Origin of the sequence: Pseudomonas sp. NFACC08-1, assembly GCF_900106735.1 — a bacterium.
Taxonomy (GTDB): Bacteria; Pseudomonadota; Gammaproteobacteria; order Pseudomonadales; family Pseudomonadaceae; genus Aquipseudomonas; species Aquipseudomonas fluorescens_Q.
In genome coordinates this window covers 62253-72497 of the sequence record NZ_FNNL01000022.1, presented here as the reverse complement: position 1 = coordinate 72497, position 10245 = coordinate 62253, and the positions used below count along the sequence as shown (strand labels likewise).

Genomic DNA, 10245 nt, shown 5'->3' with positions numbered 1-10245 from the left:
ACCATGTTCTTGGCGTTTAGGTGATAACGATGGGGTTCCAGCGACTGTGAAGCTGTCGCCAACGTGCGCAAGCTTTTAGCTTGGACAAGCTGACCGTAAATCAGCGTGATAAGTAGATCCCAGGAAGTGAACTGCTTAGCGTAACGATCAGCACCACAGCGTTTGACGGCTGCCTTGAAGAGCTGATGAGGAAGGGCCTGGAGCATTTGTGCAAATCGCGTGCTGCTGAACATGGGCGAAAATCGAGTCTGAAAAACCTGATTATTGCTTAAGACGCAGGCACAGCAAGGGGGAGCAAGCTCCCCCTTCAGTTTTTACCGGACACTAGTGACGCAGAGCGTGGGAACGATCAAGCCCCTGTCACCGATGAGATGACAGGGGCTTTTTCGTGCTCGGGTGAAATCAGTCCCGATCACGTTCCAGCAACGGCTTGAGGTAGTAGCCGGTGTAGGACTGCTTCATCTCGGCCACTTGTTCCGGCGTCCCTACGGCGATGATCTGGCCACCCTTGGAGCCGCCTTCCGGCCCCAGGTCCACCAGCCAGTCAGCGGTCTTGATCACGTCCAGGTTGTGTTCGATCACCACTACAGTATTGCCGTGGTCGCGAAGGCGGTGCAGCACGTCGAGCAATTGCTGGATATCGGCGAAGTGCAGGCCTGTGGTCGGCTCGTCGAGGATATACAGGGTCTTGCCGGTGTCGCGCTTGGACAGCTCGCGGGACAGCTTGACCCGCTGGGCTTCACCGCCGGACAAGGTCGTTGCCGATTGCCCCAGCTTGATGTACGACAGGCCCACATCCATCAGCGTCTGGAGCTTGCGCGCCAGGGCTGGCACCGCGTCGAAGAACACCCGGGCTTCCTCGATGGTCATCTCGAGGGTTTCGTGGATGTTCTTGCCCTTGTATTTGATCTCCAGGGTCTCGCGGTTGTAGCGCTTGCTCTTGCACACATCGCACGGCACGTAGATGTCTGGCAGGAAGTGCATTTCCACTTTGATCAGGCCATCGCCCTGGCAGGCTTCGCAGCGCCCGCCCTTGACGTTGAACGAGAAACGCCCCGGGCCGTAGCCGCGCGAGCGGGACTCTGGCACGCCGGCGAACAGTTCGCGGATCGGTGTGAACAACCCGGTATAGGTCGCCGGGTTGGAACGCGGGGTACGGCCAATCGGGCTCTGGTCGATGTCGACCACCTTGTCCAGGTGCTCCAGGCCCTTGATGCTGTCGTGGGCGGCCGCTTCCAGGGTCGTGGCGCCGTTCAGGGCCGTGGCGCTGAGGGGGAACAGGGTGTTGTTGATCAGCGTCGACTTGCCGGAGCCGGACACGCCGGTCACGCAGGTCAGCAAGCCGATCGGGATTTCCAGGTCGACGTTGCGCAAGTTGTTGCCACGGGCGCCCTTGAGGGTCAGCGACAGCTTCTTGTTGCGCGGCGTACGTTTGGCCGGAACCTTGATCTTCACCCGGCCCGACAGGTATTTGCCGGTCAGGGAGTCAGGGTGCGCCATGACTTCGGCGGCGGTGCCCTGGGCAACGATATGCCCGCCATGGACCCCTGCGCCCGGGCCGATGTCCACCACGTAGTCCGCCAGGCGGATGGCGTCCTCGTCGTGCTCGACCACAATCACCGTGTTGCCGATGTCCCGCAGGTGCTTCAGGGTGCCGAGCAACCGGTCGTTGTCCCGCTGGTGCAGGCCGATGGACGGCTCGTCGAGGATATACATCACCCCCACCAGGCCGGCGCCGATCTGGCTGGCGAGACGGATACGCTGGGCTTCGCCGCCGGACAGGGTGTCGGCGCTGCGGTCGAGGGTCAGGTAGTCCAGGCCGACGTTCACCAGGAACTGCAGGCGCTCGCGGATTTCCTTGAGGATCTTGTCGGCGATTTCGCCCCGACGGCCGGTGAGCTTCAAGCCGCCGAAATAATCGGTAGCGTCGCCAATCGGCAGGCTGGTCACCGCCGGCAGCGTCTTCTCGCCGACCCATACGTGTCGCGCTTCGCGACGCAAACGGGTGCCACGGCAGTCCGGGCAGGGCTGGGTGCTGAGGAACTTGGCCAGTTCTTCGCGCACGCTGGCCGATTCGGTCTCGCGGTAGCGTCGCTCCAGGTTCGGCACGATGCCTTCGAACGGGTGGGAGCGCTTGACGATATCGCCGCGGTCGTTGAGGTATTTGAAGTCGACATTCTGCGAGCCGCTGCCCTGCAGGATGAATTTCTGCTGGTCGGCGGGCAGCTCGTTGAACGGTTTATCCAGGCTGAACTTGTAATGGGCCGCCAGCGAACCGAGCATCTGGAAATAATAGACGTTGCGCCTGTCCCAGCCGCGAATCGCGCCTTCGGCCAGGGTCAGCTCGCCATTGACCAGGCGCTTGGTGTCGAAGAACTGCTTGACCCCCAGGCCATCGCAGGTCGGGCAGGCGCCAGCCGGGTTGTTGAAGGAGAACAGCTTGGGTTCCAGCTCGCTGATGGCATGGCCGCAGATCGGGCAGGCGAAACGCGCGGAGAAAATGATCTCCTCGCCGGGCTCGTCGTCCATCGGTGCGACCAAGGCGATGCCGTCGGCCAGTTTCAGCGCCGTCTCGAAGGACTCGGCCAACCGCTGCTGCAAGTCGGCACGGACCTTGAAGCGGTCGACCACCACATCGATCGAATGCTTCTTCTGTTTATCCAGTTTCGGCAGTTCGTCCAGCTCGCACAGCTTGCCGTTGACCCGGGCCCGCACGAAGCCTTGGGCGCGCAGTTCTTCGAACACCATCAGGTGTTCGCCCTTGCGTTCGCGAACCACCGGGGCCAGCAGCATCAGCTTGCTGCCTTCGGGCTGGGCCAGCACCAGGTCGACCATCTGGCTGACGGTCTGGGCTTCCAGGGGAATGTCGTGATCGGGACAACGGGGAATACCGACCCGCGCATACAGCAAGCGCAGGTAGTCGTAGATCTCGGTGATGGTGCCGACCGTCGACCGGGGGTTATGGGAAGTCGACTTCTGTTCGATGGAAATGGCCGGCGACAGGCCTTCGATGGTGTCGACGTCGGGTTTTTCCATCATCGACAGGAACTGCCGGGCGTAGGCCGACAGCGATTCGACATAGCGTCGCTGGCCTTCAGCGTACAACGTATCGAAGGCCAGGGATGATTTGCCGGATCCGGACAGGCCGGTGATGACGATCAGCTTGTCCCGTGGCAGGGTCAGGTCGATGTTCTTCAGGTTGTGGGTACGGGCCCCACGAATCAGGATCTTGTCCAAAGTGGCCTCGCTCGGCGGGCGTCGAAAACGTAGGAGTATACGGGCAAATACTGGATGGATGCACACTATTGAAGGTGCGATTGCAGCCATACATGAAGACTGCGCGGCAAACGGTCGCCATATACCCTCTCAATCGATGGGACTGGTAGAATCGCCGCCGGTTCACATGAGGTTTTTCCATGCAAGATCCCCACAGCGAACGCATGAGTCGTGGCGAGACGCGCGCAGCAAGCGGTCTGGCCCTGGTGTTCGCCTTCCGTATGCTGGGCATGTTCATGGTGTTGCCGGTGCTGGCGACCTATGGCATGGACCTGGCTGGCGCGACCCCGGCCCTCATCGGGTTGGCGATTGGCGCCTATGGCCTGACCCAGGCGATCTTCCAGATCCCGTTCGGGGTCATTTCCGACCGTATCGGCCGGCGCCCGGTTATCTACCTGGGGCTGATCGTCTTCGCCCTTGGCAGTGTGCTGGCGGCCAATGCCGACTCGATCTGGGGCGTGATCGCGGGACGCATCCTGCAGGGCGCCGGGGCTATTTCCGCGGCCGTCATGGCGCTGCTGTCAGACTTGACTCGCGAACAACATCGAACCAAGGCCATGGCCATGATCGGCATGACCATTGGTCTGTCGTTTGCCGTGGCCATGGTGGTAGGCCCCTTGCTGACCCGCGCCTTTGGCTTGTCCGGCCTGTTCCTGGCGACCGGGGCCATGGCGCTGGTGGGGATCCTGATCGTGGCGTTCATGGTGCCGCACGCCACTGGCCCGTTGCAGCACCGGGAATCCGGGGTGGCGCGCCAGGCGCTGATCCCGACGCTCAAGCACCCGGACCTGTTGCGCCTGGACCTCGGCATTTTCGTGCTCCACGCCATGCTGATGTCCAGCTTCGTGGCCTTGCCGCTGGCCCTGGTCGAGAAGGCCGGCCTGCCCAAGGAGCAGCACTGGTGGGTCTACCTGACGGCGCTGCTGATTTCGTTCTTCGCCATGATCCCGTTCATCATCTATGGCGAAAAACGACGCAAAATGAAACGAGTTTTGCTCGGCGCCGTCATGACGCTGATGCTCACTGAGCTATTCTTCTGGCAGTTCGGCGATAGCTTGCGGGCCCTGGTGATCGGCACGGTGGTGTTCTTCACCGCGTTCAATCTGCTGGAAGCCTCGCTGCCGTCGTTGATCAGCAAGGTCTCGCCGGCGGGCGGCAAGGGCACGGCGATGGGGGTTTATTCCACCAGCCAGTTCCTGGGTTCGGCGTTGGGCGGGATCCTCGGCGGCTGGCTGTTCCAGCATGGCGGTTTGTCGGTTGTGTTCTTGGGTTGTGCCGCGCTGGCTGCACTTTGGTTGGCCTTTGCTGTTACCATGCGCGAACCTCCCTATGTGACGAGCCTGCGCTTGCCCTTATCGCCCGAGGCGATTCGTGAGGCTGGCCTGACCGAGCGTCTGAAGGCCGTCGTTGGAGTAACCGATGCAGTGGTGGTCGCCGACGAAGCGGCCGTGTATATCAAACTCGACACCGAATTATTGGATCGTGCGACGCTCGAGCGCCTGGTGAACAACCCGGCCCCGACTACGTGCGAAGCCTAGGAGAACGTTATGGCCCGTGGGGTTAACAAAGTCATATTGGTCGGTACTTGCGGCCAGGATCCCGAAGTTCGCTACCTGCCGAACGGCAACGCCGTGACCAACCTGAGTCTGGCGACCAGCGAACAGTGGACCGACAAGCAGACCGGCCAGAAGGTCGAGAAGACCGAATGGCACCGCGTGTCGATGTTCGGCAAAGTAGCTGAGATCGCCGGCGAATACCTGCGCAAGGGTTCGCAGGTGTACATCGAGGGCAAGCTGCAGACTCGCGAGTGGGAAAAAGACGGTATCAAGCGTTACACCACCGAAATCGTGGTCGACATGCAAGGCACCATGCAACTGCTGGGCGGCCGTCCACAGGGCGACCAGCAACAAGGTGGCAACAACTACCAGCAATCGGCTCCGCGTCAGCAGGCTCCGCGTCCGCAGTCGGCCCCACAGCCACAACGCGAGCGTCCGGCCCCACAACAGGCCGCGCCGCAACCGGCTCCGGATTTCGACAGCTTTGATGACGATATTCCGTTCTGATGACGGGTTGAGACTACTCAGCCAATAGTTTGAAAAAAAGCCCCAAGCGCACTCTGCCCTTGGGGCTTTTTATTTATTGGCGCAGGCCAGGTTCATGACTTGAGGACCCCGGGCAATCCCGGTCATGCTCACAAATCCAGATCCAATACTTCCTGCATCCTCTCGCCAATCGACTGCCTCAACCACTCGGCATGGAACGCCATGTCCCGCACCGTTACCTCCGAAAACCGAAGTTCGATCGGTTTGCCATTGGCCCCGGCGAAGCACACCACAAAGTGACAAAAGTGGGCGGAAGCGGTCGTTATGTAGGGCCTGATGGAGTGGATATCGCTGTACGGCACGCATTCTTCGGTGGTTTGCCGGGCAGGGCGGCATTGGGTGAAGGTGAGGCGTTGCTGGCGTTCGTCAAAGCAGAAACCGAGCACCTCAGGTCCGGATGCCAGCCAGTTGAGCACGCAGACGGCCGCGAATGCGCTGATGAACGCGAGCGCTATAAACAGGGGGGCCTCGATCACTCTTGTATGAATGGGTGACAGGTTTTGTCCGACATGAAACAGCTTCGTCGATAGCACTGTCAGCCCATAGACCGGCAAGGCCAGCAGCATTACCACGGCATACACCATCGTGCCCAGGTATCCCGGCCTGGATACGTTGCTTGAGCAATCCCACGAGGGCGGGTGCAGTGGCGCTGATGTAGCGGTCGGGAACGGGGATTCGACCAGGCGCGGTGGGCGTTTGCGTTTCATACGGCTGGCTCTTGGGAAAAATGCCCGGCCATTCTTATCGTTATTCCTCAAGTACGCCTAGTAAAAACAGTAGGGGCGCAGCGGCGAGAAGCTGAAGGGATGGCGCGCGAAGCGCAGCAGATGGGGTTCGTGGCGACGACGCCGCGGTTGTTGCTCGTGCTGGAGACTTGATCGCCTCCAGACACGCCGTTGATGCCTGAGGCAAAACCGCACTTGGATGATGAAGTGCGGTTTTTAGTAATGTCGTGGGTTTATTGATGGTCGGCCAGGAATTGCTCGGTGCTCACCACACTCGCGTAGGCAAACCCCAGCGCGGCCATGAACGCCGCGTGCACTTGGGCGGCCGGCACGACGACGCCGTTGAATTCCAGGTCGAGGGTGGCGCAGGCATCGTGGATCACCGTGACGCCGTAGCCCAGGTCTGCCGCCGCCCGCACGACGCCGTCGACGCACATGTGGCTCATGCTGCCGACCACCACCAGTTGTTCGATGCCATGGTGCTCGAGGAGGGATTGTAGTTCGGTCTCACGAAACGAATTGACGAAATGTTTGAGCACCACCGGTTCGTCGGCGCGGTTGAGCACTTTAGGATGCAGTTGTGCGCCTTCCGAGCCTGGGGTGAAGAACGGGGCGTCGTCGGAGGTGAACTCGTGGCGGATGTGCACCACGCGATCACCGGCCTGACGGAAGGCTTCGATCAACCGTACGGCATTGTCGGCGGCGGCTTCGGCGCCGACCAACGGCCATTTGCCCTGGGGGAAGTAGTCGTTCTGGATATCGACTACGATGAGCGCTTGCTTGGACATGGGGGCTTCCTCGATCAGATTGGGTGTGAAGCCAGTATTGGCTTTTACCGTCGCTTCGAGGATTGGCCGCAACGACAATAAGCGAGGGAAAACTGACAATGATGCAGCAAAGGGCGGTCGCCGAGCTTGGGGTGCTCATCTACCCTGGCGCGCAACTGGCGGCGGTGCATGGCTTGACCGATCTGTTCGCCGTGGCTCAGCGGATCGCGGCCGAGCATGCCAGCGTGCAGTTGCCAACGCTGCGGGTAAGTCACTGGCGGGCGGAGGAGGGCGAGGCGCCGTTGCGGGTGTTCGACAGCGAAACAGGCCCGGCGGGCAAGCTGGTGGCGTTGTTGATTCCACCGTCCCTTGCCGGTTTCAGTGAAGGTTTGGTCTCTCAGGCGCTGATGGATTGGCTGCGGGCGCAGCATGCCGACGGCACAGTGCTCGGCGGGGTTTGCGTGGGCTCGATCCTGCTGGCCGAAAGCGGCCTGCTCGACGGGCGCAGCGCCACCACCCACTGGACTTCGGCCAAGACCTTTGCCGCGCGTTACCCGAAAATCAAGCTCAATGCCGACAAACCCATCGTCGACGACGGCGACCTGATCACCACCGCCGGGCTGATGGCCTGGTCGGAGCTGGGGCTACGCCTGGTGGACCGCCTGCTCGGGCCCAGCATCGCCACGCGCACGGCGCAATTCCTGGTGATCGAGCACAGCGACAGCGCGAGCCAGTGCGGCAGTAATTTTGCGCCCATCCTCGGCCATGGCGACCCGGCGATTCTCAAGGTCCAGCATTGGTTGCAAAGCAGCGGCGCGGTGGAGGTTTCCCTCGGTGCGATGGCCGAACGCGCTGGGCTGGAAGAACGCACCTTCCTGCGCAGGTTTCGCGCCGCCACCGGGCTCAAGCCCACCGAATACTGCCAGCATCTGCGCGTCGGCAAAGCCCGGGAAATGCTGGAGTTCACCAATGGCACCATCGACCACATTGCCTGGACCGTCGGTTACCAGGACCCGAGCGCCTTTCGCGCGACGTTCAGGAAAATCACCGGCTTGGCGCCGAGTGATTATCGGGCGCGGTTTGGGGTAAGTCCGACGGGCACTCCCAAAGGCTGACACTGGACCCTTTGTGGCGAGGGAGCTTGCTCCCGCTGGGCTGCGCAGCAGCCCCACCCTCCCAACTGACTACATCCGGTGTAGGTTCTTTGCTGCTGGATATCGTGCAATTTGCGGGATGCCTATCATGGGTCGTGCAGAATGAAACAGGCCCGATGCTATCAACTGCGCACTAGACGCCCGTTTGGCTGAGCCATCCCTGCCGATGCCACCGTTGGCCTGATCTCTGCACCTTTCCTGATTCACAGGCATATCCAAAGCCATCGAACGCAGGAAAAAGGGCAACGCATGACACCAGTCAATCGCAACAAGCGGGTAGTGGCCTATTCGGTCAATCCACAAGCGCCGCGCCATGAGGTCGAGACCAATCGTGCACTGGCCCGGTGGCTGGCACAGATCCTGGGATGGGAGTACGACGACAGTCATGACCCTCGGGCCGGTCATGATCTTTATCTGTTGCCCACGCAAACCCTGATCGGCACCGAAACCTTGATGCGCCTGGGGGTCAAAGGGCCGGAGGATATGTGGGGTGGGTATGTCGAGCATGATTTTATCTGCACCAAGGCGATTACCCACGGTCTGTTGAATAAGGACGCCGTGGCGCCCAAGGGCTGGTCGCCGCTGTTTGCCAAGCTCACGCGAGGCGCGGTACTCGATGGCGTGACGGTCTTTTCGCTCAAGGATGCGCGTCCGGCCGCCGAGCACTTGCTGTACACCGGTCCGATTCGCCTCAAGCCGATCCATGCCTGTGCCGGGCGTGGGCAACGGCTGATCAAGAGCCTGGCGCAGTTCGATGAAATTGTCGCCGGGCCGGACGCCCAGGCGCTGTTTCGCGATGGGGTGGCGCTGGAACAGCACCTCAACGAGGTCAAGACCCAGAGCGTCGGCCAGAGCTTCATCAACGGCAAGGTCCTGAGTTATTGCGGTGTGCAACACCTGACCCACGACAGCGAGGGGGTGGAGGTGTACGGCGGGTCGGACCTGCTGATAGTACAGGGCGGTTATATCGAGTTGCTCAGGCTCGAACTGCCCGACGATGTGCGCGAGGCGGTGCGCCTGGCGCAGGTGTTCGATGACGCCGCCAATCAGGCCTACCCGAGCTTTTTTGCATCGCGGCGCAATTACGACATCGCCCAGGGCCTGGATGCCGCCGGCCAGCCCCGTGGCGGTGTGTTGGAACAGTCATGGCGCATGGGCGGCGCCAGCAGCGCCGAACTGGCGGCGTTGCAGGTGTTCGTCGAAGCGCCGCAAACCAGCGCGGTGCGGGTGTCCTCGGTGGAGACCTACACCGAGCAACCGCTGCCGCCCGGCGCGAGGGAGGTCTATCGCGGCGCGGCGCACAACGGCGACTTCCTTCTCAAATACGTAACGGTTCAATCCTATGACGGCTAGAAGTGAAACCATTCAGATCGAGATTGACGATGAACGCATGAACGGGACATTCCTGAGTCCCAAGTCGAAGGTTCCTGGCGTGTTGTTCGTGCACGGCTGGGGCGGTAGCCAGGAGCGGGACCTGGAACGGGCCAAAGGCATCGCCGGCCTGGGTTGCGTGTGCCTGACCTTCGACTTGCGTGGGCACACCGGCGGAGCGGGGATCCCGTTGGCGCGGGTCACCCGCGAGGACAACCTGCGAGACCTGTTGGCGGCATACGACCGCTTGCTCGCGCACCCGGCCTTGGATACCTCGGCGATTGCCGTGGTGGGCACCAGTTATGGCGGCTACCTGGCTTCGATCCTGACTTCGTTGCGTCCGGTACGCTGGCTGGCCCTGCGGGTGCCAGCGCTGTACCGCGACGAGCAATGGCACACCCCCAAGCGCGACCTGGACAAGACCGACCTGCTGGATTACCGCAGCACGCTGGTGCACGCCGGAACCAATCGCGCCTTGCATGCGTGTTCGCAGTTCACCGGCGATGTGTTGCTGGTGGAGTCCGAGACCGATGCCTACGTGCCCCATGCCACCATCATGAGCTACCGGGCGGCGTGCCAGCAGACCCACTCGCTGACTCACCGGATCATCGACGGTGCCGATCATGCCTTGAGCGACCCCGTGTCACAGCAGGCCTACACCTCGATCCTGGTGGACTGGATCACGGAAATGGTGGTGGGAGAGCGCTTGAGCATCATCCAGGAACGCTGATCGTGCGGTGTTGGGGGCCCATCGCGAGCAGGCTCGCTCCCACAGGGGATGTATAGCGATCGAGATAGGTGTGTTCACAACCGATCCAATGTGGGAGCGAGCTTGCTCGCGATGAGGCCA

The 10245-nt window shown here is 61.7% G+C and carries 9 protein-coding genes; 5 read left to right on the top strand and 4 right to left on the bottom strand.

Annotation, left to right across the window (positions count from 1 at the left end; all coding sequences use genetic code 11):
* Both BLU76_RS29020 and uvrA read right to left on the bottom strand, forming a co-directional pair.
* Positions 1-233 (bottom strand): DUF4372 domain-containing protein (locus tag BLU76_RS29020; protein WP_139211573.1); only part of this gene is annotated, 233 nt, incomplete at its 3' end.
* Positions 234-402: 169 nt separating this feature from the next.
* Positions 403-3237: an excinuclease ABC subunit UvrA gene (gene uvrA / locus BLU76_RS29015; RefSeq protein WP_063324142.1), complete on the bottom strand. Its 2835-nt coding sequence runs from the start codon at positions 3235-3237 to the stop codon at positions 403-405.
* Positions 3238-3416: 179 nt separating this feature from the next.
* Between uvrA and BLU76_RS29010 the strand changes: the two genes are divergently transcribed.
* Positions 3417-4814 (top strand): MFS transporter, encoded by a 1398-nt coding sequence (locus BLU76_RS29010; RefSeq protein ID WP_092149695.1) that lies wholly within the window; start codon positions 3417-3419, stop codon positions 4812-4814.
* Positions 4815-4823: 9 nt separating this feature from the next.
* Entirely contained in the window at positions 4824-5339 is a 516-nt protein-coding gene (locus tag BLU76_RS29005; RefSeq protein WP_024778338.1) for a single-stranded DNA-binding protein, read from the top strand.
* 128 nt (positions 5340-5467) lie between these two features.
* Here the strand turns inward: BLU76_RS29005 and BLU76_RS29000 are convergent, their stop codons facing one another.
* Together BLU76_RS29000 and BLU76_RS28995 are read right to left on the bottom strand one after the other, a co-directional pair.
* The gene (locus BLU76_RS29000) at positions 5468-6085 is read right to left on the bottom strand and encodes a hypothetical protein (protein WP_170862088.1); all 618 of its coding nucleotides are present in this window, start codon (positions 6083-6085) and stop codon (positions 5468-5470) included.
* A gap of 251 nt (positions 6086-6336) precedes the next feature.
* A complete protein-coding gene (locus BLU76_RS28995; RefSeq protein ID WP_092149698.1) occupies positions 6337-6891 on the bottom strand; it encodes a cysteine hydrolase family protein in 555 nt (184 codons plus the stop codon).
* 98 nt (positions 6892-6989) lie between these two features.
* Here BLU76_RS28995 and BLU76_RS28990 point away from each other — a divergent pair, with 98 nt between their 5' ends.
* From BLU76_RS28990 to BLU76_RS28980, 3 genes are all read left to right on the top strand, one after another.
* A complete protein-coding gene (locus BLU76_RS28990) occupies positions 6990-7985 on the top strand; it encodes a GlxA family transcriptional regulator (protein ID WP_092225555.1) in 996 nt (331 codons plus the stop codon).
* A 288-nt stretch (positions 7986-8273) separates the two neighbouring features.
* Positions 8274-9377, top strand: a complete 1104-nt coding sequence (locus BLU76_RS28985; RefSeq protein WP_092225553.1) for a DUF3182 family protein — start codon at positions 8274-8276, stop codon at positions 9375-9377.
* A complete protein-coding gene (locus tag BLU76_RS28980; protein WP_003206064.1) occupies positions 9367-10125 on the top strand; it encodes an alpha/beta hydrolase family protein in 759 nt (252 codons plus the stop codon). Before BLU76_RS28985 ends, BLU76_RS28980 begins: the two co-directional genes overlap by 11 nt.
* Positions 10126-10245: the final 120 nt, after the last annotated feature.

Bases quoted from the DNA above. Each gene is read 5' to 3' on its own strand.
- BLU76_RS29010 (WP_092149695.1), top strand. From the start codon at position 3,417: ATGCAAGATCCCCACAGCGAACGCATGAGTCGTGGCGAGACGCGCGCA.
- BLU76_RS28995 (WP_092149698.1), bottom strand. From the start codon at position 6,891: ATGTCCAAGCAAGCGCTCATCGTAGTCGATATCCAGAACGACTACTTC.
- BLU76_RS29005 (WP_024778338.1), top strand. From the start codon at position 4,824: ATGGCCCGTGGGGTTAACAAAGTCATATTGGTCGGTACTTGCGGCCAG.
- BLU76_RS28980 (WP_003206064.1), top strand. From the start codon at position 9,367: ATGACGGCTAGAAGTGAAACCATTCAGATCGAGATTGACGATGAACGC.
- BLU76_RS28990 (WP_092225555.1), top strand. From the start codon at position 6,990: ATGATGCAGCAAAGGGCGGTCGCCGAGCTTGGGGTGCTCATCTACCCT.
- BLU76_RS29000 (WP_170862088.1), bottom strand. From the start codon at position 6,085: ATGAAACGCAAACGCCCACCGCGCCTGGTCGAATCCCCGTTCCCGACC.
- BLU76_RS28985 (WP_092225553.1), top strand. From the start codon at position 8,274: ATGACACCAGTCAATCGCAACAAGCGGGTAGTGGCCTATTCGGTCAAT.